Genomic DNA, 22,975 nt, shown 5'->3' with positions numbered 1-22,975 from the left:
GAACCTAGCCCGCCGTCGACTCCCTGACCACGAGCTCGGGCTGGAAGCGCACCGTGCGCTCGTGCGCGCCGCCGGCATCCTCCTGCTCCTTCAGGAGCAGGTCCACCGCGGTGTAGCCGATCAGGTGGGCGGGCTGGCGCACCGAGCTCAACGGCACGACCGTGGCCGAGGCGAAGTCGATGTCGTCGTAGCCGATGAGGGCGATGTCGCGCGGCACCTGGAGGTCGGACATCAGCGAGAAGGCCTGCAGCGCGCCGACGGCGAGCAGGTCGTTCGCGGTGAAGACGGCGTCCGGCCGCTCCTCGGCCGGCCGCGCGCGGAGCAGCTCACCCGCCTCGCGTCCCTGCAGGACGGTCAGCGCCGACATCTCGACCACTTCCAGCGTCGCGCCCTCGACCTCGGCGATGGCCCGGCGGGCGCCCTCGAGGCGGTCGGCGACCTGACGGATGGTGAGGGGACCGGCGATGTACGCGACGCGTCGCCGTCCGGTCGACAGCAGGTGCGAGACGGCGAGGTAGCCCCCCTCGACGTCGTCCACCGACACCGAGGCGAACCCGCGCTCGGCATCCTCGTGGTCGACGAGCACGACGGGGACGCCGCCGCTGCGGAGCCGGTCGAGGCGGTCGAGGTCACCGTGCACCGGCGTCAGGAGCACGCCGTTGACCCGCTGCTCGCGGAACAGCTCGAGATAGGCGTCCTCGCGGTCGGGGCGCTCGTCGCTGTTGCCCAGCAGCACGCTCATGCCGGACTCCGCCGCGCGGTCCTCGGCGCCGCGGGCCACCTCGGCGAAGAACGGGTTGCCCGCATCGAGCACGATGAGCGCGATGCTGCGGCTGCGTCCCGCCCGCAGCTGGCGTGCGGCGTCGTTGCGCACGAAGCCCAGTTCCTCGATCGCCTGCGTCACCCGCTCGACGGTCGACGGCGAGACCTTCTCGGGACGGTTGAGCACATTCGAGACCGTTCCGACGGAGACGGATGCCGCAGCCGCGACATCGCGCACGCTCACCACCATGGATCCCCCAGTGCTTCCTCTTGCTGTCCGCGAGTGTAGGGCACCGGCGCGCGGTGGCGCCCGAGGGGCCGCCGCGACGCCGTGCGCGGCGCCGGACGGCTCCCCCGGGCAGACGCCGGGTCAGGCATCCGCGTGCGCCTTCTCGCGCTGAGCCGACAGCGCGGCGAGGCGCTCGGCGATCTCCTGCTGCGTCTCGGGACCGGCGTGCATGAACAGCGCCTCTCCGAGCTCCCGCCGCGAGGACCACCGCGTGTGGGTCCGGAACGCGTGCGCCTTCTCGGGGTCCACCGCCTCCAGCACGCGGCCGACCGCCTCGTACGCCTCGAGGTCGTCGATGACGGCGGCGAGCGTCGAGTCCAGACCGATGCGGGATGCCGGCGCGGCGGGCGCGGCATCCGTCATCTCCCACTCGTGGGTGCCTGCACCCACCTCCAGCCGCCGGCCGTCGGGCAGGACGACCACGGCCGTCGTGTTCGGCGGCACGACAGCCTCGACGCGCAGGACGCCGTCGCCACGCGTCCAGCCGGCCCGCGCGGTCCCGTACGGCGTGAGGTGCTCGGCCCAGGCGTGGTCGAACTCCGCGAGCGGCTGCGGCTCGATGCGGATCCGCGCATAGCCGGGCGCGTCCGGCGCGAGCCCTGCGACCACCCGGTGCAGCCAGTCGCCGATCGCGCCGAGCGCGTAGTGGTTGAACGACGTCATCTCGCCCGGGTTGATGGAGCCGTCCGGCAGCATCGAGTCCCAGCGCTCCCAGATCGTCGTGGCGCCCATCGTCACCGGGTACAGCCACGAGGGGTTCTCGGTCTGCACCAGCAGGCGTCGCGCCGTCTCGAGATGGCCGGTGCGGGTGAGCGCGTCCTGGATGATGGGCGTGCCGACGAACCCGGTGCCGATGCGGTAGCCCGAGAGCCGCGTGAGCTCGGCGAGCCGCTCGCCCAGCTGCGCGTGCTGCTCGGGCGGGGCGATCTCGAAGACGATCGCCATCGCGTACGCGGTCTGGGCGTCCGACATCATGCGTCCGGCCGGCGTCACGTACTCGGCGAGGAACGCCGCGCGCACCTCCTCGGCGACCCGGGCGTAGTCACGCGCCTCCTCATCCCTCCCGAGCAGTGCCGCCGCGCGGGCGACGGCGTCCGCGGACCGGAAGAGGTAGGCCGAGGCGACGATGTCGGCGTCGGTCTTGGCGTTGGCGGGCAGGTGCGGCGGAGCATCGGGGTCGAGCCAGTCGCCGAACTGGAACATCCCCTCCCACAGGCGCCGGGGCCCAGCGAGCTCGATGAGCACGTCCGCCCAGCCCTTCATGCTGGAGTACTGGCGCTCGACGGTCGCGACATCGGCGTAGCGCTCGTGGAGCACCCACGGCACGATGGTGGCGGCATCCCCCCACGCGGCGGCGGGACGCGCGGCGCCGAGCGCGTTGGGCACGACGAACGGCACGACGCCGTCGACCTGCTCCAGCGCGAGGTCGCGCAGCCACGAGTCGAGGAAGCCGCGCACGTCGTAGAGGAACGACGCGGTCGGGGCGAACACCTGGATGTCGCCCGTCCAGCCCAGGCGCTCGTCGCGCTGCGGGCAGTCGGTCGGCAGGTACAGGAAGTTGCCGCGCAGGCCCCAGACGATGTTCTCGTGGAGCTGGTTGACGAGGGGGTGGGATGCCTCGAACCAGCCGGTGCGCTCCATGTCGCTGTGGATCACCACGGCCGTCACCGCGGACGGGTCGAAGTCGCCCGGCCAGCCGTCGACCTCGGCGTAGCGGAACCCGTGAAAGGTGAACTCGGGCTCCCACTCCTCCACGCCGGAGCCTGCCAGCGTGTAGTGGTCGGTGGCCGCCGCCGCGCGCAGCGGGCGCGTGCCCAGCTCGCCGTGCTCGAGCACTTCGGCGTGGCGCAGCGTGATCTCGGTGCCCGCCGGTCCCTCGACCCGGATGCGGAGGCGCCCGACGAGGTTCTGCCCGAAGTCCAGCACCGTCCTGCCGCTGGGCGTCGTGATCACCTCCTGCACCGTCAGCTCGTCGAGCCGGCGCACGAACGGCGACACCCGCGCCTCCGGCGTGCGGATCGCCTCGAGCTCTGCGGCCGGACTCCACGCGGACGCGTCGTAGCCGGGCTGCGCGAAGCCGCGGCCGTCGGCGTCGACGAGCGCGCGGCGTGCGTCGTGGTCCTCCCCGGCATACAGGCCGCTCGCCGTGATGGGCCCTGTCGACGCCTGCCACGAGGCATCCGTCGTCACCCACTCGGACGACCCGTCCGCGTACTCGATGAGCAGCTGACCGGCGAAGCGGGGCTGCTCGGCGTAGAGCGGCCGGGCGTTCTCGCGGAAGCCGTAGCGCTCGGTCGCCCACGCGCCCGCGAGCCGCACACCGATGGCGTTGCGCCCCTCGGCGAGGAGCGCCGTGACGTCGGTCGTCTCGTGGATGGTGCGGTGCTGGTACGGCGTCCAGCCGGGCTTCATCACCTGGTCGTCGACGTCGGTCCCGTCGATCGCCACCTGGTACACCCCGACGGCCGTCGCGTACAGGGTCGCGCGGGCGACGGGTCCGGTGACGTCGAACTCGGCGCGCAGGCAGACCGGCTGCGCCGTCTGCGACGGGGAGGCCAGCCCGATCGCCGTCGCCTGCCACTCGCCCTCGCCGAGGAAGCCGGCGAACACGCGCCGCGGCGCGCTCCACGGGCCCGTCACGCCGTCCTCGCCGGTGACCCGCACGCGGAGCGTCGCCTCCTCGCGCGGCGCGAGCGGGGCGAACGGCCACGCCACGCGCGTGGACATACGTCCCTCGATGCGGTGCTGCGACGCCTCGGCACCGCGGGTGATCTCGACGTCGGCCGACGCCTGGAGCCAGCCTGGGGCGTCGGTGTCGGTGCGCCAGCCGATCTCGGGCGCGGGCGACGCGACGACGTCGCTGCGGTACGGCGCGTCGATGACGATGTGGGGAACGGGGCTGCTCATGGCACTCCTCGGGGTTGTCGGCAGTGGGGCGGGGTCGGTGTGGGGGGTGTCAGGCGGGCACGACGGCGACCGGATGCGCGATCGCCGGGGCCGTGACGCGGATGCGGTGCATGCCGTGGCCGAGCTCGGCCGGCGCCGGGGCGTCGTCCACCGTCGCGGTCGACGCGGCCGTGACCGGAAGGTCCAGCAGGGCGCGGGAGCCGAACGGCACCTCGAGGGTCGCCTCGAAGACGTCGCCCTCGACGCGCCATCGGATGGCGAGGCGCCCCTGCGGCGTCTCGATCGACGCCGCAGCCCGGTCGAGACCGTCGGCCGGCCGCGGCGCGACGTGCACCGTGCGGTAGCCCGGGTCGTCGGCGTCGGGCGCGAGGCCGGCGACCGTGCGGTACACCCAGTCGATCATCGCGCCGTACGCGTAGTGGTTGAACGAGAGCATGCCGGTGTCCGCCTCCGACGCGTCCTCGGTGGGCAGGGCGTCCATCGCGCCGGAGTGGATGCTGCCGTCGGGCAGGATCGCATCCCACCGCTCCCACACCGTCGTCGCGCCGCGATCGACCTGGTAGAGCCACGACGGCGCCTCACGGCGGAGGACCATGGTGTACGCCTCGTCGAGGTGCCCGCTGTGCGAGAGCGCGAACAGCACCAGCGGCGTCCCGAGGAAGCCGGTCGCGATGCGGCCGTGCTCGCGGCGGACGTTCTCGGCGAGCCCCGCCGCGATCTCGGTGCGACGCGCGGCCGGCGCGAGGCCGAACTGGAGGGCGATCGCGGCCCCGCTCTGGGTGAGGACGGCGTCCTCGCCCCAGCGCTCGAACGTCGCCGCGGCGACGCGGTCGGCCAGCTCGTCGTACCGGGCGGCACCGTCCTCGTCGCCGAGGATCCGCTCGGCGCGCGCGAGCAGGCGGGCGGAGCGGGCGTAGAACGCGTTCGAGACGAAGTCGCTCGACACCTTCGCCTCCCACGGCCGGTCCCCGGGCGCGTCCGGATCGAGCCAGTCGCCGAACTGGAAGTCGCCGGGCGCCAGCACGACGTCGTCGCCGGCCCGCCGGCGCAGGTGCTCGACCCATCGGCGCATGCTGTCGCGCTGGCGCTCGAGCACCTCGGTCGAGCCGTACGACTCGTACACCGCGAACGGCACGATGGTGGCGGCATCCGCCCATCCGGCCCGTCCCATGTTGGGCGTCTGCAGGCCGCCCATCAGCATGTCCTGCGGGCGGATGATGTCGGGGACGACGGCGGGCACGCCACCGTCGTCGGTCTGATCGATCTCGAGGTCGCGCAGCCACGAGAGCCAGAACGCCTGGGTGTCCAGCAGCGTGCTCGCCGTCGCCGCGAACGCCTGGGCGTCCCCGGTCCAGCCGAGCCGCTCGTCGCGCTGCGGGCAGTCGGTGGGCACCGAGACGAAGTTGTCCCGCTGCGACCAGTACACGTTCGAGTGGAACCGGTCGAGGGCCTCGTGCGAGCACTGGAACGAGCTGCGCACGGCGAGGTCGCTCGAGATCGCGACGGCGGTCGCCGAGACGACCTCCGCGCCCTCGACGTCGGCGTAGCGGAACCCGTGGAACGTGAACGCCGGCTCGAGCACCTGCTCGCCGTCGCGGTCGAGCGTGTAGACGTCGGTGGCCTTGGCCGACCGCAGCGCCTTCAGGTGCAGGTCCCCCGAAGGCTCGAGCACCTCGGCGTGACGCACGGTCACGACGTCGCCGGCGCGGCCGCGCACCACCAGCCGGACCCAGCCGGAGATGTTCTGCCCGCCGTCCAGCCGCGCGCGGCCGTCGTGCCCGGCGACCGACATCGGCAGCTCGGCGACGGTGCGCACGGGCGGCGCCGAGCGAGGCTCGAACCGGCCGGGGTCGATCTCGACGACGGATGCCGCCACCCAGCCGTCGCCCCGGTAGCCCGGCTCGTGCATGCGGGGGTCGTGGCGGCGCAGGTCGGTCACGGTGCCGTCGTAGATGCTCGCGCTGCGCAGCGCGCCGAAACCGGCCCGCCACGACGCATCCGTCTTCGCGACGATCGCACCGTCGGCCTCGAGCTGGGCGAGCGCGCCGGTGCGGTCGCCGTAGATCGCCTGCCGCCGCGCGAAGCCGAAGCTGCCGCGGTACCAGCCGTCGGCGACGGCGAGGACGATCACGTTGACGCCCTCGTGCAGCAGCCCGGTGACATCGAGCGTGTCGACGAGGATGCGCTCCTGGTAGGACGTCCACCCCGGCGTGAGGTGGGCGTCGGTCGCGCGCACGCCGTTGATCCAGGCGTCGACGAGGCCGAGGGCGCTCAGGCGCAGCCGCGCCGCCGACGGGACGCGCTTGAGCGCGAACTCCGTGCGCAGCAGCGGGACGGGGCCGTCCGCCGGGCCGTCGGCGCCGATGACGGATGCCTCCAGATCGGGGCCGTCCACGCCCGCCTCGACGACGAGCGGCTCGCTCCAGTCGGACCAGCCGTTGGTGGTCGCCAGGCGCACCGCGAAGGCCGCGCGCTCCCCGGGCGCGAGTTCGCCGGCCACGTGCACGCCCACGGTCCGCGCATCGGCCACCGGCTCCGCGGCGGCGAGCGCGGCACCCTCCCGGCCCTGCGAGAGCTGATATCCGACGATGCGGGCGCGGGGGTCGTCGGTCTCGGCGCGCCAGCTGAGGCGCAGGCCGCGGCGGGGAACCCCGAGCAGGGCGTCACCGTGCTGGGTGCGGAGGCCGACCACGCGGGTCGCAGCGTCGAGCGCGTCGGCGGGGGGAAGAGCCGTCATGGCCGGATCCTTTCGGCGGGCGGCAGCGTCGCGGCCCGCGGGACCATCGTGAAACGATTCAGGGTTGGATGTCAACCAAAGTGTAGACCGTTACACGATCGTGACTGAACGTTTCAAACCCGCTGTTGACCCCGGCGCGGATGGGCCGTAGCTTACGAGAGTTGAATGGTTTCAATGTCGGATGGCATGGGACTCCATCCGACGAAGCACCAGGGAATCCGGCAGCGTGGGCGGATCATCCGCTCGGCTTTACAAGGAGGTAAAGATGAAGAGCTCCCCGACCAGGAGAGTGCTCGTCGCAGGCGCGGGCATCGTGGCACTGGCCGTTCCGTTGGCGGCGTGCAGCGCCGGTGGCGGCGGATCCGAGGACGGCACGGTCGAGATCACGTACCTGACGCAGAACGCCGAGGCGAACGTCGCCGCGGCCGAGGCGCTCATCGAGGCGTTCGAGGAGGAGAACCCCGACATCTCGGTGCGCCTCGAGACGCAGCCGGCGGGCACCGAGGGCGACAACCTGATGAAGACGAAGCTCGCCACCGGCGAGATGGAGGACGTCTTCCACTACAACTCGGGCTCGCTGTTCCAGGCGCTCAACCCCGACCAGAACCTCGTGCCGCTCGACGACCAGGACTGGACCGGCGACCTCATCGACACGATGACCGCCGTGGTCTCCACCGACAACGGCGTCTACGGCGCGCCGTGGGGCGCCACCCAGGCCGGCGCCGTGGTCTACAACAAGGCGATCTACGCCGACCTCGGCCTCGAGGTGCCCACGACGTGGGACGAGTTCGCCGCGAACAACGAGGCGATCAAGGCGGCCGGCATCGCCCCCGTCATCCAGACCTACGGCGACACCTGGACGAGCCAGCTCTTCGTGCTCGGCGACTTCGGCAACGTCCTCGCGCAGGACCCCGACTGGGCCGAGGAGTACACCGCGGGCAACCGCAAGTACGTCGACGAGCCGGGCATCCAGGGCTTCGCGAACCAGCAGGCCGGCTTCGACGCCGGATGGTGGAACGAGGACTTCGGGTCGGCATTGTTCGACGACGGCGCCCGCATGGTCGCCACCGGCGAGGGCGCGCACTACCCGATCCTCACCGGCATCGTCTCGACGATCTCGCAGAACAACCCCGACGAGCTCGAGGACGTCGGCGTCTTCCCGCTGCCCGCCCAGGACGCGGCCGACACCAAGCTCACGGTGTGGCTGCCGAACGCGATCTACATCCCGAAGACGACCGAGGGCGACAAGCTCGAGGCGGCGAAGAAGTTCGTCGCGTTCACCCAGACCGAGGCCGGCTGCGAGGTGCAGAACACCGCGATGGTGCCCAGCGGGCCGTACGCGAACGCCTGCGAGCTTCCCGGCGACGTGCCCGGGCTGCTGAAGGACATGCAGGTCTACTTCGACGAGGGCAACACCAACCCGGCGCTGGAGTTCCTGTCGCCCATCAAGGGACCGAACCTCGAGAACATCACCGTCCAGGTGGGCTCGGGCATCAGCACGGCCGAGGACGGCGCCGCCCTGTACGACGAGGATGTCGTCAAGCAGGCGCAGCAGCTCGGCCTCGAAGGCTGGTGAGCCGGCAGCGGATCTGAACAGCATCCGATTCGGGGGTCGCGTCGTCCGCGGCGCGGCCCCCTCCCCACATCAATGGAGATGACATGACGACGCTCGCACCCGCCCCACCGCAGACCGCCGCTCCCCCGCCACGCAGACGGCGGACGATCGGGAGCATGTACCCGCTCTGGTTCTACGTGCCGGCCGGGATCCTCTTCATCGTCCTGTTCGCCGTCCCGACGTTCGCGTCCTTCTACTTCAGCCTCACCCGCTGGTCGCTGTTCGACGTCGAGTTCATCGGGTTCGACAACTTCGTGACGTTCTTCACGGAGCCGATGCTCTACCAGAGCCTCATCAACACGTTCATCTACGGCTTCATCACGTCCGGGCTCAAGGTGGTCCTCGGGCTCGCACTGGCCCTGCTGCTGACCGGCTCGATCCTCGGGCGCGGCTACCTCCGGGCGACGATCTTCTTCCCCGTGCTGGTCTCGACGATCGGCGTCGGCATCACGTTCAAGGTGCTCATGGACCCGTTCGACGGGCTCATCAACGAGACCCTCGCGATCTTCGGCATCCAGGGTCCCGCCTGGCTCACCGACCCGTCCCTCGCCCTCTACTCCGTCGCGCTGGTGGATGTCTGGCAGGGCGTCGGCATCGCCACCCTCATCTACATCGCGGGCATCGTCGCGATCCCGCAGGAGTACTTCGAGGCCGCCCGCGTGGACGGCGCCGGCGCCTGGAAGGTGTTCCGCAACATCACCCTCCCCCTCGTCACCCCGGCGACCGGCACCGTCGTGCTGCTGTCCCTCATCGGCGGGCTCCGCTCGTTCGAGCTCATCTGGGCGATGACCAGGGGCGGTCCCGGGTTCTCGAGCGACGTCATCGCGTCGGTCATCTACAAGCAGTACCAGGCGGGCTTCTACGGCCTGTCGACGGCGGGCAACGTGGTGCTCTTCGTCATCGTCACGGCCATCGTCGTGCCGATCTTCTGGGCCATCAACCGTCGGCAGGTGGAATCATGACCGTCACGCGCACCATCACGACCGCGGACTCGCGCTCTGCGCGCCGACTGCCCCGCGAGGACCGCCGCCCGCTGACGCTGCGCAAGTTCCTCCGCAAGTACGTCGTCGGCGTCATCGCGATCATCCTGTCGATCATCGTCTTCATCGTGCCGTTCGCGTTCATCTTCCTGACCGCGGCGAAGAACCCCCAGGAGGCGTCGCTCTTCGAGTTCACGCTGCCGCAGGAGGGCTGGTACCTGTGGGAGAACTTCCTCACGGTGCTGCAGACGCGGGACTACATCATCCTGCGCGCGTTCTGGAACAGCACGGTGCTGACCGTCGTGAGCGTGGCGATCATGGTGATCTTCTCGGCCGCCGTCGGGTACGTGCTGCAGCGCCGCAAGTCGCGGTGGAACGGCATCGTCTACTTCTTCGTGTTCGCGGGCCTCATCGTCCCGCCCGCCGTGGTGCCCACCATCTGGGTGCTGCAGGGGATCGGCCTGTTCAAGACCATGCCCGGAATGATCCTCATCGAGGCGGCCTTCGGCCTGTCGTTCTGCATCCTGCTGTTCCGCGCCTTCGTCGCGACGATCCCGCGCGAGCTGGATGAGGCGGCGATCATCGACGGCGCAGGACCCATGCGGCTGTTCTTCTCGGTCGTGATGCCGCTGCTGAAGCCGGTCATGGTGACGATCATCGTGGTGCAGGCGGTGCGCGTGTTCAACGACTTCACCGGGCCGCTGTACTTCCTGCCCGGCGACGCGAACGCGACGGTCCAGCTGACGCTCTACAACTTCCAGAGCCAGAACCTCAGCCAGTGGAACCTGCTGTTCATGGACATCCTGCTCATCACCATCCCGCCGCTGATCATGTACATCTTCTTCAACCGGCAGATCGTCGCAGGCTTGACCAGCGGAGCGGTCAAGGGGTGATGCGGCGTGGTGTCACCAGAACTCCGCGGGCACGGTCCCGCGGAGCCAGGCGAGTTCGTTGTCGCGGATGAAGGTCGACAGCGTCTCGTCGGGGGTGAGGTCGCCCGCCAGCCACTCATCGAGGATGCGGAGCAGCTCGCGGCCGGAGTCCGTGTCGGGGTCGTCCACGACACGGCTCCACGCCTCGACGAAGCCGTCGGGCGTGTCGACGGTCAGCATCAGCTTCGAGACATACTTCGGTCCGGGCAGCATCACGTGGTTCGCTGCGAGCGCCGCCCGCGCCGCAGCCAGGGCGAGATGCAGTCCGGCGTGGCGGCGGAGGAATCCGTCGCCACGCTCGACCGCCTGGCGCAGGAAGTAGCCGCCGTAGAGGCGCGCCTGCGCCACGTGGGAGCGGATGCGCTCCTCCCAGACGTCGTCGGGGAGCACCGGGATGCGGGCGACCGTGTCGGCCAGCCCGTCCAGCTCGCTCCACGCCACGCGCGCGCCGACGAAGGAGGCGCGGGTGGGGTCGTCGGCCCGCTCGATCGCCGTCTGGAGGTACGTCGTGCTGACGAGCTTGATGTCGATGTACGAGCCGGGATAGTCCAGATCCCGTCGCTCGACCCAGGCGTACCGGCCGCGCGCGGTCTCGGCGGCGAAGCGCTCGTCGTCCACCACCAGGTACACGTCGACGTCCGAGTCCTCGCGCTCCCGGCCCCGGGCCACCGAGCCGACGAGCACCACGCCGAGCACGCCCGGCTCGTCGCGTACCGAATCCACGTAGGCGGCGAGCGCCCGCTCCTGTTGCTCCACTCGTGCTCCTTCGCATCGAATCCCTCCCCACGCTATCGACACATCCGGCGTCCTCGCGTAGCATGCGACGGGAAGCGCTTTCCCAGTTGCGGAAAACGTTTCGGACCTTTATCGTTGAAACGATTCATACCGCGGGCGATCCCATCGAGGGGATCGGCCGACCGCAGAGGAGCCCCACACTCATGACGAGCCCGACCGCGACGAAGCGCGTCTGCTTCCAGCTGCAGGTGCGACCGGAGCTGCTGGACGAGTACATCGCCCGGCACACGCCGGTGTGGCCCGAGATGCTCGAGGAGATCGCGGCGGCCGGCCGGCGCAACTACTCACTGTTCCTCGGCGAGGGCGGCCGGCTCATCGGCTACTACGAGACCGATGACGACGAGGCCGCCCAGGCCTACCTGGCGCAGTCCGAGGTGGCCGCGCGGTGGGAGGCCGAGATGGGCCGCTTCTTCACGGGCCTCGACGGACGCCCCGACCAGTCGGCGACGCCCCTCACCGAGGTTTTCAACCTGCACGACCAGCTCACCGCCGCCCGGGGTGCGGCGAGCGAGAGGCTCCAGACGGACCCCGCCCACGAAGAAGGCACCGCATCATGACGACGACGCTGTCACCTGACATCCTGTCCGCGCTCGAAGGCCAGGCCATCGAGCTGCCCAGCTGGGCGTTCGGCAACTCCGGCACGCGGTTCCGCGTGTTCACGACGCCCGGGACGCCCCGCGACCCGTACGAGAAGATCGCCGACGCCGCCCAGGTCAACGCCTACACCAAGCTCGCGCCGAGCGTCGCCCTGCACATCCCGTGGGACAAGGTCGACGACTATGCAGACCTGCGCCGCCACGGCGAGGACCTCGGCGTGAGCCTCGGCACGATCAACTCGAACACCTTCCAGGACGAGGACTACAAGTTCGGGGCGCTCACGCACCACGACGACCGCATCCGCCGGAAGGCGATCGACCACCACCTCGAGTGCATCGACATCATGAACGAGACGGGGTCGCGGGACCTCAAGATCTGGCTCGCCGAAGGCTCGAACTACCCGGGCCAGGGTGACATGCGCGCCCGCCAGGACCGCCTGCAGGACTCGCTGCAGCAGATCTACGACCGCCTGTCGGACGAGCAGCGCCTGGTGCTCGAGTACAAGTTCTTCGAGCCGGCGTTCTATCACACCGACGTTCCGGACTGGGGCACCTCGTACGCACAGGTCGCAAGCCTCGGCGACAAGGCGATGGTCTGCCTCGACACCGGCCACCACGCGCCCGGGACGAACATCGAGTTCATCGTGATGCAGCTGCTGCGCCTCGGCAAGCTGGGCTCGTTCGACTTCAACTCGCGCTTCTACGCCGACGACGACCTCATCGTGGGCGCCGCCGACCCGTTCCAGCTGTTCCGCATCATCTTCGAGGTGGTGCGCGGCGGCGGCCTGAACAACCCCGACGTGGCCTTCATGCTCGACCAGTGCCACAACGTCGAGGACAAGATCCCCGGCCAGATCCGCTCGGTGCTCAACGTCCAGGAGATGACGGCGCGCGCCCTCCTCGTCGACCGCGACGCCCTCGCCGCGGCGCAGCAGGCGAACGACGTCCTCGCGGCCAACGCCGTGTTCATGGACGCGTTCTACACCGACGTGCGGCCGGCGCTCGCCCAGTGGCGCGAGTCGCGCGGGCTCGCCGCCGACCCGATGGCCGCGTACGCGGCATCCGGCTACCAGCAGCAGATCGCCGCGGACCGCGTCGGCGGCACGCAGGCCGGCTGGGGAGCCTGACCGCACCAGACCCACCGGGGGTGTGGGATGCCGATCCTCGCGCCCCCGGTGCACCACCCGATCCCGGCGCCGACGCCGGGAGCAGATCCCGAAGGATGCAGATGAGCGAGCCCTACTCCGCCGCCGATGGACTCGTGCGCGTATACCCGGCGCGCGAGCCGAACGGCTCCGGCCTGGTGTGGGCGCACGGCGGCGGATTCGCCTTCGGCGACCTCGACATGCCCGAGTCCGACTGGGTCGCGCGCAGTCTCGCCGCGCGCGGCACCACCGTGGTGTCGGTGGACTACCGACTGGCTCCGGTGCCCGAGGGGTGGCGGCCCACTGAGCCCGCGCGCCCGGGGCACCACTACCCCGCGGGCTCCGACGACATGCTCGCGGCCTGGTCGTGGGTCGTCCAGACCGCCGACCGGCTGCGCATCGCACGCGACCGCATCGCGATCGGCGGCACGAGCGCCGGCGGCAACCTCGCGGCGGGGGCGACGCTGCGCCTCATCGAGCGGCGGGCGCAGGCGATGCCCGCCCTGGTGCTGCTGGCGTACCCGACCCTGCTGGCAGTGCAGCCCGCGCCGGATGCGGCGCTGCGCGCGGCGCTCGATGCCCGTCCGGACGCCGACCGGTTCGGCCCCGACGCCGTCCTCGGCATGTACGAGAACTACCTCGGCGGCCCGGTCGACCGCGCGCCGCTGGGCGCGATCCCCGGCCTCGCCCGACCCGTCGACCTGGCGCAGTTCCCGCCGACGCTGATGGTCAACGGCGACGTCGACGAGCTCCGCGTGTCGGGTGAGGCGTTCGCCGCGTCACTGCGCGCCGCCGGACGCCCCGTCGACGTCGTCACCGAGCTCGGCACCGAGCACGGCCACCTCAACCGGCCGCATGAGCCGGCGGCTTCCGTCACGATCGACCGCTTCGCCGCCCGCCTCGCCGCCCTCCCGGCAGGCGCCCCCACCTCCACCCCCTCCGTTCAGCCGTCGCAGGCGCACGCCGAATCAGCCCCGAGCCGGGCATAGCCGACGAACGAACCCCCGAACCGCACGCGCAGAAGGAACCGCATCATGACCAACCAGGCCGTCACCGACCTCATCACCCGGTCCAATCGCCTCGGCGCCGACCCGAAGAACACCAACTACGCCGGCGGCAACACGTCGGCCAAGGGCACCGAGACCGATCCGGTCACCGGCGAGCCCGTCGAGCTGCTGTGGGTCAAGGGCTCCGGCGGCGACCTCGGCACGCTGAAGGAGTCGGGCCTGGCGGTGCTGCGTCTGGACCGCATGCGCGCACTGGTCGACGTCTATCCCGGTGTCGACCGCGAGGACGAGATGGTCGCCGCGTTCGACTACTGCCTGCACGGCAAGGGCGGCGCCGCGCCGTCGATCGACACCGCCATGCACGGCCTCGTCGACGCCGCGCACGTGGACCACCTGCACCCCGACTCCGGCATCGCGATCGCGACCGCGGCCGACGGCGAGCAGCTCACCGCCGAGATCTTCGGCGACAAGGTCGTGTGGGTGCCGTGGCGTCGCCCGGGCTTCCAGCTGGGCCTGGACATCGCCGACATCAAGGCGAAGAACCCGCAGGCGATCGGCACGATCCTCGGCGGCCACGGCATCACCGCGTGGGGCGACACGTCCGACGAGGCCGAGCAGAACTCGCTGTGGATCATCGAGACCGCCGCGGCCTACATCGCGAGCAACGGCAAGGCCGACCCCTTCGGCGGCGTTCGCGCGGGCTTCGAGGCACTCCCCGAGACCGAGCGCCGTGCCAAGGCCGCCGCGCTGGCGCCGACCATCCGCGGCCTGGCGTCGACCGACAAGCCGATGGTGGGCCACTTCACCGACTCCGACGTCGTGCTGGACTTCCTCGCCTCCGAGCGCGCGCCCGAGCTGGCGGCGCTCGGCACCAGCTGCCCCGACCACTTCCTGCGCACCAAGGTCAAGCCGCTCATCCTCGACCTGCCGGCCGACGCGAGCGTGGAGGACTCCATCGCGCGCCTGCAGGAGCTGCACGAGGCGTACCGCGCCGACTACCAGGCGTACTACGACGCGCACGCCACCGCCGAGTCCCCCGCGATCCGCGGCGCCGACCCGCTCATCGTGCTGGTGCCCGGCGTCGGCATGTTCTCGTACGGCGCCAACAAGCAGACCGCCCGCGTCGCCGGCGAGTTCTACGTCAACGCGATCAACGTCATGCGCGGCGCCGAGGCGCTGTCGACGTACTCCCCGATCTCGGACGCCGAGAAGTTCCGCATCGAGTACTGGGCGCTCGAAGAGGCGAAGCTGCAGCGGATGCCCAAGCCCAAGACGCACCAGGGCCGCATCGCGCTCGTCACGGGCGCGGCATCCGGCATCGGCAAGGCCATCGCGACCCGCCTCGCCGCCGAGGGCGCGTGCGTCGTGATCGCCGACCTCGACCTCGGGAAGGCGCAGGCCGCCGCGGCCGAGCTCGGCAACGCGGATGTCGCCATCGGCGTGGCCGCGAACGTCGCCGACGCCGACGCGATCCAGGCCGCCTTCGATGCCGCCGTGCTCGCGTTCGGCGGCGTCGACCTCGTCGTCAACAACGCCGGGCTGTCGCTGTCCAAGCCGCTGCTGGAGACCACCGAGAAGGACTGGGACCTGCAGCACGACGTGATGGCCAAGGGCTCGTTCCTGGTGTCGAAGGCTGCGGCGAAGATCCTCATCGAGCAGAAGCTCGGCGGCGACGTGATCTACATCTCGTCGAAGAACTCCGTCTTCGCGGGCCCCAACAACATCGCGTACTCCGCGACCAAGGCCGACCAGGCCCACCAGGTGCGCCTGCTCGCGGTCGAGCTCGGCGAGCACGGCGTGCGCGTGAACGGCATCAACCCCGACGGCGTCGTGCGCGGCTCGGGCATCTTCGCCTCCGGCTGGGGCGCCAACCGCGCCGCGACCTACGGCGTGAAGGAAGAGGACCTCGGCCAGTTCTACGCCAACCGCACGATCCTCAAGCGCGAGGTCGTGCCCGAGAACGTCGCCGACGCCGTCTACGTGCTGACCGGTCCCGAGCTCTCGCGCACCACCGGTCTGCACATCCCGGTCGACTCCGGCGTGGCCGCCGCGTTCCTCCGATGACCGCCGCGAGGGCGCGCCGAGATGCCGCGATCTCGTCGACCGACCACGCTGTCGGCGCCGAGGACGTGGTCGCTCGCCGAGGACGGGCGATCTCGACGGCCGACGGCGTTCCTGCGAGCCGGAGCCCGCGGTGACCGGCGGGGTGGTCGCGGCCGTCGACCTCGGCGCGACGAGCGGTCGCGTCATGCTCGGGCACGTGGAGGACGGGATGCTGCGCCTCGAGCAGGTCGCCCGCTTCCCGAACGGTCCCGTGCCCGGCCCCGACGGCGGGCTGCACTGGGACTTCACGGCGCTGTACCGCCACATCCTCGACGGGCTCGCCGAGGCGTTCCGGCGCGAGCCGGGCATCGCCAGCATCGGCATCGACTCGTGGGCGGTCGACTACGGGCTCGTGCACGGCGGGGAGCTGCTCGGCGAGCCGTTCCACTACCGCGACGAGCGCACCGCCCGCGGGGTCGAGCTCGTCCACCGCGAGGCGCCGTTCGACGAGCTCTACCGCCGCAACGGCCTGCAGTTCCTCCCCTTCAACACGCTGTACCAGTACGCCGTCGAGCCCGCGCTGGCCGACGCCGAGGCCTCGCTGCTCATCCCGGACCTCGTCGCGTTCCTCCTCACCGGGACCCGCGTGGCCGAGCGCACGAACGCCTCGACCACCGGGCTGGTCGACGTCCGCACCGGCGGGTGGGACGTCGAGCTGGCTGGACGCCTGGGGATCCCGGCATCCGTCCTGCCCCCTCTCGTCGACCCCGGCGCGGTGCTGGGCACCCTCCACGGTGAGGCGCGCCAGCGCGTCGGCGCACCCCTCGAGGTCATCGCGGTCGGCTCGCACGACACCGCCTCTGCGGTGGTCGCCGTGCCGCTCAGCACGCCCGACGCGGCCTACATCTCGTGCGGCACGTGGGGCCTGGTCGGCGTGGAGCTCGACGAGCCGGTCGTGAGCGACGCCGCACGCGAGGCGAACTTCACCAACGAGGGCGGCGTGGACGGGCGCGTGCGCTTCCTCCACAACGTCACCGGGCTGTGGCTGCTCAGCGAGGCCGTACGCACGTGGGAGGCCGAGGACGGCGCCGCGATCGACCTTCCGGCTCTCCTGGCTGACGCGGCGGACGTGACGGGCGACATCCCGCTGTTCGACGCAAACGACCCCCGCCTGTCGGCTCCGGGCGACATGCCGGCCCGGATCGCCGCGGTCATCGCCGAGACGGGCGCTGCGGTGCCCGAGACGCGCGAGGCATTCGCCCGATCGATCGTCGAGAGCATCGCCCAAGCGTTCGCCGACGCGGTCGCCACCGCGGCGCGGCTCACCGGGCGCGACATCGACGTGATCCACATCGTCGGCGGCGGTGCGCTCAACCGGCTGCTCTGCCAGGCGACCGCGGATCGGTCGGGACTGCCGGTGCTCGCCGGTCCCGTCGAGGCCACGGCGCTCGGCAACGTGCTGGTGCAGGCCCGCGCCCACGGGTGGTTCGGTCCCGGCGCGACGCTGAAGGACCTGCGGCAGGTGGTCGCGGCATCCGTCTCGCCCGAACGCTACGAGCCGCGCCGATGACCGGCTACGGCGCCGCGTTCGACTGGGCGCGGCGGCATGTCGAGGCAGGCCGCCTGCCGTCCGCCGTGCTGGGTGTCGCCACCGCCGACGGGGTCGTCGCGCTCGATGCGTTCGGGGCGACGAACGGCCGCACGGCGCGCACCGGCGACCCGTACTGGCTCTTCTCGATCACCAAGGTGCTCACCGGGCTCACGGCGGCCCGCGCCGTCGAGCGCGGCTTCCTCACCACCGAGACGCCGCTGGCCGCCGCCCTTCCCGGGTTCGGCGCGGGGCGGGACGACGTCGTGCGCCTGCGTCACCTCGTGAGCCACACCTCGGGGATCCGCGAGCCCAGCCTCGACCCCGCTGAGGGCCTGCGTGCCGCCCTCCTCGCCCCGGGCCGCGACTTCGCCGCGGGCACCGCCTCGCGCTACTCCACCGTCGCGTTCGACGGCATCGCCGAGCTCGTCCGCCGCACCGCAGGATGGGAGTGGGATGCCGACGTCACGGCGTGGGCCGCGACCATCGGCGCCCACGGACTCACCCTCGACCCGGCCGCCGACCCGCACACCGTGGTCGACGCGGCGCGGCTGGGGCTCGACATGCGCGGGTTCGCACGTCACCGCAACCCCGGCGCCGGCTTCATCGGGACGGCCGAGGACCTGCTGGCGCTCGGCTCGGCCCTCCTGCGCATCCGCCGGGGCGAGACGGGCGGCATCGTGCAGCCGGCGACGCTCGACATGATGCTGCGTCCGCTCACCGGCGGCATCCCCCGGCTGGAGCCGTATCCCGCCGAGCGCGGCCAGGACTGGGGCTTCACCTGGAACCTGCGCACCCGCGCCCCCGGCCTCATCGACCGCGACGTCTTCGGCCACGGCGGCTGGGCGGGCACCGAGTTCTGGGTGCATCCGTCGGCGGGCGTCGCGTTCGTGCTGCTGACGAACCAGGCCGAGCGCCCGGGCGTCGACCTCGACGAGCTCGACAACGCGGTGGTCGCCGGGGTCTGAGCCGCGGCCTGCCCGGACCACCCCCGCTCAGGGCGCCGATGTGGAGGTGCGCACGCGCAGCTCGACCTCGAACCCCTCGTGCACCGGCTCGGTGCGGCCGGCGAAGCGCTCGAGGAGCATCTGCACCGCCCGCGCCCCCATGGCCTCGCCCGGCTGGTGCACGGTGGTGAGCCCGAGGGCGGGGTGCGAGGCCATCGGCACGTCGTCGTAGCCCACGACGGAGAGCGGCCGGCCGACCTCGGCGGCCGCGCGCATCGCCCCGAACGCGAGTTCGTCGTGCGCGGCGAACACCGCCGTCACCGGGGTGCCGTCGGCGAGGATCCGCCGCACCACGTCGTAGGCCGGGCCCTCCCCCTCGTCAGTCCGCCAGACGACCGCGCGCTCGCGGTGACCGGCGTCCGCCATGGCCGTCAGGTACTCGCGCAGGCGCACACCGTGCGGGAACGGCTCGGCGTGGTCGGACTCCGGCAGCGTGAGGTGCGCGATGTGCGCGTGCCCGAGGCCGAGGAGGTGCCGCATCGCGGCACGGGTTCCCGCCGCGTCGTCGCCGGCGACCACGTCGTAGCGGTCGGACGTGTCGTGCCGCCCGAACATCACGATCGGCACCGACGCCGAGATGCGTTCCAGCCCCGCCTCGTCGACGCGGGGCGAGACGGCGATGAGGCCGTCCACCTGGCGGTCGACGAGCGCCTCGAGCGCGCGCAGCCCTTCACGGGATCCGGCTTCGGCGGGGGCGATGATGAGCTGATACGGGGTGCCCTCGAGCGCGCGCGTGGCACCGCGGACGATGCGCGAGAAGAAGTGGTTCGCCAGGTCCGGCAGCTCGATGCCGAGAGTGTAGGTCCGGCCCCGCATCGCGCGCGCCGCGATCCGCGGACGGTAGTTGAGCTCGGTCATCGCGACCGTCACCCGCTCGCGCATCGCGTCGCTGACGCCGTAGGCGTTGCGCAGCACCTTCGACACGGCGGCGCGTGACACGCCCGCTGCGGCGGCGACGTCCTCGATGGTCGCCGCACGGGGCCGATCGACTGTCATGACTTGAGGCTAGTGGTGGCGCACGCGCCGGATGGGACGGTGGCCGGTGCCACCGCCCCACCCGGTGCCGTCAGCTACCGGATCGAGAACGAGGCCGCCGCCTCGGCGTCGATCGAGCCGCCGACCGTCACGGTGTGCGTGCCGGGCGTGGTGACCCACGCCGACGCGTCCGCATTCCAGTACTCGAGCAGGTGCATGTCCGCGAGGTCCTCGGCCGAGAGCGTCACCTGCACGTTGCGGTGCTCACCGGGCTCGAGCGTCACGCGCTCCCACCCGATCAGTCGCTTGGACGGCTCGCCCGCGGCATCCGGAAGCTCCAGGTACACCTGGGCGACCTCGGTGCCGGCGACGTCGCCGGTGTTGGTGAGCCGGAACCGCACGCGGATCTCCTTGTCGCCGGTGGTCGACTTCGGCGTCACCGTGACGTGGTCGTACGAGAACTCGGTGTAGCTCAGGCCGTGGCCGAAGGCGAACAGCGGCTCGATGCCCTCCGCCTCGTACCAGCGGTAGCCCACCTTCAGGCCCTCGCTGTAGTCGACCTGCAGGATGCCCTCGGCGTCCGGCACGCCCGGATACTGGGCGACCGAGCCGGCCGTCGGCGTGTCGGCGAGCGAGGCCGGGAACGTCATCGGGAGCTTCCCGGACGGATTGACGTCGCCGTACACGAGCGCCGCCAGCGCCGGGCCGAACTGCTCGCCCGAGTGCCACGCGTGGAACACGGCGTCGACGTCGTCGATCCACGGCATCTCGACCGCGGACCCCGCGTTGAGCACCGCGACGGTGCGAGGAGCGGATGCCGCGACCGCCGCGATCAGCTCGTCGCCGTTGCCGTCCAGCCGCAGGTCGGGCAGGTCCTGGCTCTCGCCCATCGTGTAGTGCCCGAAGACGATCGCGACGTCGGCGGCGGATGCCACGGCCGCCGCCGTGGCCGCGTCCGCACCGTCGTCGTATACGACCTGTCCGCCCGCCTGCCCGACCCGATCGGTGAGCGCGGTGAGCGGGTCGACGAGGGCGTTGCAGTTGAGCACCGGCCCGCCGGGACCGAACGGGAAGTCCCACGCACAGCCGGTCTTGGCGCTGACGCCGTCGGTCGGGATGCTGGAGGCGGTCTGTCCGATCACCGCGACGGTGAGGTCCCCCTCAGCGAGCGGCAGCGCGCCGTCGTTCTTGAGGAGCACGGTGCTCTGCTCCGCGATCTCGCGCGCGAGCGCCTTGTGCGCGGGCGTCGAGACGTCAGCCACGGGGGCGGCGGGCACCGGGTGGTCGAAGAGGCCTCCGGCGATGTACGACCGCACCACGCGGAAGGCCGCCTCGTCGATCCGCTCCTGCGTGATCTCGCCCGCCGCCAGCGCGGCGTCCAGGCGCGCGGGCGTGAACCAGCGCGGCCGGTTGAGCTCCTGGTCGAGCCCGGCGTTCAGCGACGGAGCCGTCGAGTGCACCGAGCCGAAGTCGCTCATCACGTAGCCCTCGAACGGGTAGTCCTGCCGCAGGCTCGTGGTGAGGATCTCGTTCTCGCACGCGTACACGCCGTTGACCTGGTTGTACGAGCACATGAGGCTGCCGGGGTCGCTCTTGCGGACGGCGATCTCGTACGGCAGATCGTAGATCTGCTTGAACGTGCGCTCGTCCATGTTCGACGAGCTCGACTGCCGCGCCTCCTCCTGCTCGTTGGCGACGTAGTGCTTGAGGTTGGCGATCACCGGCTTGTCGGGGTTGCCGTCCTCGAGTCCGCGCACGTTCGCCGCCGCCATGAGACCTGACAGCACCGGGTCCTCGCCGAAGTACTCGGAGCCGCGGCCCGACAGGGGCGTGCGTCCCGACGCGATGCCCGGTCCGAGGATCACCGCGCTGCGCTTGTCGAACGACTCGCTGCCGTGCGCGACGGCCTTCTGCTCGCCGAGCTCGAGGTTCCACGTGGCGGCCACCGCGATCGGACCAGGCCACGCGGTCGTCCCCGCCGAGAGGTAGACGCCGTCCGGGCCGTTCGCGTAGATCACGACGGGCGTGCAGGGCACCTGTGCCGGATAGACGACCGGAGCCTCGCCCGAGAAGCCGGGGTTCCAGGTGGTGCGCGCCGGGTCGTTCGCGGGCTGCTCGACGAGCCAGCGGTACTTCTGGTGCTGAGAGCTGGCATCCAGCAGCGCCTGCGCGCGCTCATCCGCAGAGCGCGAGGCATCCATCCACGGCACCGTGCTGCAGTCCACGGCGGCAGCGGGCGCAGCGGCCGCGACCACGGCGCCGGTCGCCACGAGGCTCGCGCTCACGAGCAGCGCTGCGGTCCGTCGGCGGACGCGTCGGGCGCGCCCCCATCGGTGGTTCTCGAACAACGTCATCGTCGATCCCTCTCCATCGAAGGAGCGATCCGTAGACCGCTCTACATACTGTAGACCGCTCTACGGTGGCACGTCGCGGAAAGGACGTCAAGGATCGTCGTCCGGTCGTGGCACGCCGAACCTCACTCTTGCGGGTTAGCGTGGGAGGCATGGACGAACGGCGAAGCGACGAAGATCAGCCCGGCCAGGCGGCGAACCCGGACGCCGGCGGAACAGTCGGGGGCGGCAACCCGACCGGTGGAGACACGACGACCGAGGAGCAGCTCGAGGCCGACAACGCGGTCGAAGAGGACATGCTCGAGACCCTCGACCCCGACAACCGGCCCGTCTGACCCGCGTCGGACTCACGTCCGGCGGGCGCGGCGTCACACCTCGCGGGTGATCGTCACCTTCACGTGCAGGCTCGACTTGAACGGGCCGGCGTACACCCCGCGCAGCGGCGGCACGTCGCCGTAGTCCCGGCCGCGCCCGACGAGCACGTGGCGGTCGCCGATCTCGATGTTGTTCGTGGGATCGAAGCCCTGCCACTCGCCGGCGAACCACTCGACCCAGGCGTGCGACTCGCCGGTCACGGCGACGCCGACCTCGGCCGACGGACGCGGGTGCAGGTAGCCCGACACGTAGCGGGCGGGGATGCCGACCTCGCGCAGCGCGCCGAGCGTGACGTGCGCGATGTCCTGGCAGACGCCCTTGCGCGCCTCCCACGCCTCGCTCGCCGTGGAGTGCACCCCGGTGATCCCGTGCATGTACTCGACGGCGTCGCCGATGGCGACCGCGATCGCGTGCGCAGCCCGCCCCGGGTGGTCGTGCTGGGCGGCGATCGACCGCGCGAGATCGGCGACCTCTGCGTGCGGACGCGTGCGCCCCGTCTGCGACAGCTGCTCGACCGTCCCGATGGAACGGCCCGACTCGCGGGCGAGGCCGTCCCACGTCACGTCGATGTGCTCGAGCGGTCGCGGACGCACCTCGACCAGCGAGCGCGCCGTGATGGTGAGCGACGCGTGGGGCGACAGCACGTCGAACGCTGCCACCCGCGTGCCGAAGTAGTCGACGTACTGGTTGACGGAGGTCGACGGCTCGATGTCGAGCGATGAGTTCAGCACGAACTGGCTGTCGGTGGAGCCGGGCAGCATGCGCGCCTCGTTGTAGGACGCGCTCACGTCTCCGTGGTAGCTGAAGCCCGTCTGGTGCTCGATGCGCAGTCGCTTCATGACTGACACCTCCGCGTGCGGGCGTGTGCCCC

The 22,975-nt window shown here is 71.5% G+C and carries 17 protein-coding genes; 10 read left to right on the top strand and 7 right to left on the bottom strand.

The window, feature by feature from the left end:
- Positions 1-4: 4 nt before the first annotated feature.
- From V6R91_RS04980 to V6R91_RS04970, 3 genes are all read right to left on the bottom strand, one after another.
- A complete protein-coding gene (locus tag V6R91_RS04980) occupies positions 5-1,012 on the bottom strand; it encodes a LacI family DNA-binding transcriptional regulator (RefSeq protein ID WP_336394475.1) in 1,008 nt (335 codons plus the stop codon).
- Between the two features lie 120 nt (positions 1,013-1,132).
- Positions 1,133-3,958, bottom strand: a complete 2,826-nt coding sequence (locus tag V6R91_RS04975; protein WP_336394474.1) for an alpha-L-rhamnosidase — start codon at positions 3,956-3,958, stop codon at positions 1,133-1,135.
- A gap of 49 nt (positions 3,959-4,007) precedes the next feature.
- Entirely contained in the window at positions 4,008-6,695 is a 2,688-nt protein-coding gene (locus tag V6R91_RS04970) for a family 78 glycoside hydrolase catalytic domain (RefSeq protein WP_336394473.1), read from the bottom strand.
- A gap of 265 nt (positions 6,696-6,960) precedes the next feature.
- Here V6R91_RS04970 and V6R91_RS04965 point away from each other — a divergent pair, with 265 nt between their 5' ends.
- The 3 genes from V6R91_RS04965 (at position 6,961) to V6R91_RS04955 (ending at position 10,183) form a co-directional block, all read left to right on the top strand.
- Positions 6,961-8,271: an ABC transporter substrate-binding protein gene (locus V6R91_RS04965; protein ID WP_336394472.1), complete on the top strand. Its 1,311-nt coding sequence runs from the start codon at positions 6,961-6,963 to the stop codon at positions 8,269-8,271.
- Positions 8,272-8,354: 83 nt separating this feature from the next.
- Positions 8,355-9,272, top strand: a complete 918-nt coding sequence (locus tag V6R91_RS04960) for a carbohydrate ABC transporter permease (RefSeq protein WP_336394471.1) — start codon at positions 8,355-8,357, stop codon at positions 9,270-9,272.
- Positions 9,269-10,183 carry a carbohydrate ABC transporter permease gene (locus V6R91_RS04955; protein WP_336394470.1) on the top strand — a complete coding sequence of 305 codons (915 nt, stop codon included), beginning with the start codon at positions 9,269-9,271 and terminating at the stop codon, positions 10,181-10,183. The genes V6R91_RS04960 and V6R91_RS04955 overlap by 4 nt, the downstream gene beginning before the upstream one ends.
- A 12-nt stretch (positions 10,184-10,195) precedes the next feature.
- On the opposite strand, the gene V6R91_RS04950 is transcribed toward V6R91_RS04955, so the two are convergent.
- Complete coding sequence (locus V6R91_RS04950; RefSeq protein ID WP_336394469.1) at positions 10,196-10,978, bottom strand: nucleotidyltransferase domain-containing protein; 783 nt, start codon at positions 10,976-10,978, stop codon at positions 10,196-10,198.
- A gap of 182 nt (positions 10,979-11,160) precedes the next feature.
- On the opposite strand from V6R91_RS04950, the gene V6R91_RS04945 reads away from it, so the two are divergent.
- The 6 genes from V6R91_RS04945 (at position 11,161) to V6R91_RS04920 (ending at position 18,364) form a co-directional block, all read left to right on the top strand.
- Positions 11,161-11,574: an L-rhamnose mutarotase gene (locus V6R91_RS04945; protein ID WP_336394468.1), complete on the top strand. Its 414-nt coding sequence runs from the start codon at positions 11,161-11,163 to the stop codon at positions 11,572-11,574.
- Positions 11,571-12,740 carry an L-rhamnose isomerase gene (gene rhaI / locus V6R91_RS04940; protein WP_336394467.1) on the top strand — a complete coding sequence of 390 codons (1,170 nt, stop codon included), beginning with the start codon at positions 11,571-11,573 and terminating at the stop codon, positions 12,738-12,740. Before V6R91_RS04945 ends, rhaI begins: the two co-directional genes overlap by 4 nt.
- Positions 12,741-12,841: 101 nt before the next feature.
- Entirely contained in the window at positions 12,842-13,747 is a 906-nt protein-coding gene (locus V6R91_RS04935; protein WP_336394466.1) for an alpha/beta hydrolase fold domain-containing protein, read from the top strand.
- A gap of 45 nt (positions 13,748-13,792) precedes the next feature.
- The gene (locus V6R91_RS04930; RefSeq protein WP_336394465.1) at positions 13,793-15,829 is read left to right on the top strand and encodes a bifunctional aldolase/short-chain dehydrogenase; all 2,037 of its coding nucleotides are present in this window, start codon (positions 13,793-13,795) and stop codon (positions 15,827-15,829) included.
- A 184-nt stretch (positions 15,830-16,013) separates the two neighbouring features.
- On the top strand, positions 16,014-17,378 hold the full coding sequence (locus V6R91_RS04925) for a rhamnulokinase (protein ID WP_336395044.1): 1,365 nt from the start codon (positions 16,014-16,016) through the stop codon (positions 17,376-17,378).
- Positions 17,375-18,364, top strand: coding sequence for a serine hydrolase domain-containing protein (locus tag V6R91_RS04920; RefSeq protein ID WP_336394464.1), 990 nt, complete (start codon positions 17,375-17,377; stop codon positions 18,362-18,364). Before V6R91_RS04925 ends, V6R91_RS04920 begins: the two co-directional genes overlap by 4 nt.
- A gap of 27 nt (positions 18,365-18,391) precedes the next feature.
- Here V6R91_RS04920 and V6R91_RS04915 read toward each other — a convergent pair whose 3' ends face one another.
- Together V6R91_RS04915 and V6R91_RS04910 are read right to left on the bottom strand one after the other, a co-directional pair.
- On the bottom strand, positions 18,392-19,399 hold the full coding sequence (locus V6R91_RS04915) for a LacI family DNA-binding transcriptional regulator (RefSeq protein ID WP_336394463.1): 1,008 nt from the start codon (positions 19,397-19,399) through the stop codon (positions 18,392-18,394).
- Positions 19,400-19,473: 74 nt separating this feature from the next.
- Entirely contained in the window at positions 19,474-21,732 is a 2,259-nt protein-coding gene (locus V6R91_RS04910; RefSeq protein ID WP_336394462.1) for a beta-glucosidase family protein, read from the bottom strand.
- Between the two features lie 149 nt (positions 21,733-21,881).
- On the opposite strand from V6R91_RS04910, the gene V6R91_RS04905 reads away from it, so the two are divergent.
- A complete protein-coding gene (locus V6R91_RS04905; protein ID WP_336394461.1) occupies positions 21,882-22,064 on the top strand; it encodes a hypothetical protein in 183 nt (60 codons plus the stop codon).
- Positions 22,065-22,097: 33 nt separating this feature from the next.
- On the opposite strand, the gene V6R91_RS04900 is transcribed toward V6R91_RS04905, so the two are convergent.
- Positions 22,098-22,943 carry a transglutaminase family protein gene (locus V6R91_RS04900; RefSeq protein ID WP_336394460.1) on the bottom strand — a complete coding sequence of 282 codons (846 nt, stop codon included), beginning with the start codon at positions 22,941-22,943 and terminating at the stop codon, positions 22,098-22,100.
- Positions 22,944-22,975 lie beyond the last annotated feature (32 nt).

Source organism: Microbacterium sp. CCNWLW41, assembly GCF_037083505.1.
The sequence above is the reverse complement of the archived record's forward strand: the minus strand, read 5'-3'. Positions and strand labels throughout refer to the sequence as shown.

Bases quoted from the DNA above. Each gene is read 5' to 3' on its own strand.
- V6R91_RS04980 (WP_336394475.1), bottom strand. From the start codon at position 1,012: ATGGTGGTGAGCGTGCGCGATGTCGCGGCTGCGGCATCCGTCTCCGTC.
- V6R91_RS04975 (WP_336394474.1), bottom strand. From the start codon at position 3,958: ATGAGCAGCCCCGTTCCCCACATCGTCATCGACGCGCCGTACCGCAGC.
- V6R91_RS04970 (WP_336394473.1), bottom strand. From the start codon at position 6,695: ATGACGGCTCTTCCCCCCGCCGACGCGCTCGACGCTGCGACCCGCGTG.
- V6R91_RS04965 (WP_336394472.1), top strand. From the start codon at position 6,961: ATGAAGAGCTCCCCGACCAGGAGAGTGCTCGTCGCAGGCGCGGGCATC.
- V6R91_RS04960 (WP_336394471.1), top strand. From the start codon at position 8,355: ATGACGACGCTCGCACCCGCCCCACCGCAGACCGCCGCTCCCCCGCCA.
- V6R91_RS04955 (WP_336394470.1), top strand. From the start codon at position 9,269: ATGACCGTCACGCGCACCATCACGACCGCGGACTCGCGCTCTGCGCGC.
- V6R91_RS04945 (WP_336394468.1), top strand. From the start codon at position 11,161: ATGACGAGCCCGACCGCGACGAAGCGCGTCTGCTTCCAGCTGCAGGTG.
- rhaI (WP_336394467.1), top strand. From the start codon at position 11,571: ATGACGACGACGCTGTCACCTGACATCCTGTCCGCGCTCGAAGGCCAG.
- V6R91_RS04935 (WP_336394466.1), top strand. From the start codon at position 12,842: ATGAGCGAGCCCTACTCCGCCGCCGATGGACTCGTGCGCGTATACCCG.
- V6R91_RS04930 (WP_336394465.1), top strand. From the start codon at position 13,793: ATGACCAACCAGGCCGTCACCGACCTCATCACCCGGTCCAATCGCCTC.
- V6R91_RS04925 (WP_336395044.1), top strand. From the start codon at position 16,014: ATGCTCGGGCACGTGGAGGACGGGATGCTGCGCCTCGAGCAGGTCGCC.
- V6R91_RS04920 (WP_336394464.1), top strand. From the start codon at position 17,375: ATGACCGGCTACGGCGCCGCGTTCGACTGGGCGCGGCGGCATGTCGAG.
- V6R91_RS04915 (WP_336394463.1), bottom strand. From the start codon at position 19,399: ATGACAGTCGATCGGCCCCGTGCGGCGACCATCGAGGACGTCGCCGCC.
- V6R91_RS04910 (WP_336394462.1), bottom strand. From the start codon at position 21,732: ATGACGTTGTTCGAGAACCACCGATGGGGGCGCGCCCGACGCGTCCGC.
- V6R91_RS04905 (WP_336394461.1), top strand. From the start codon at position 21,882: ATGGACGAACGGCGAAGCGACGAAGATCAGCCCGGCCAGGCGGCGAAC.
- V6R91_RS04900 (WP_336394460.1), bottom strand. From the start codon at position 22,943: ATGAAGCGACTGCGCATCGAGCACCAGACGGGCTTCAGCTACCACGGA.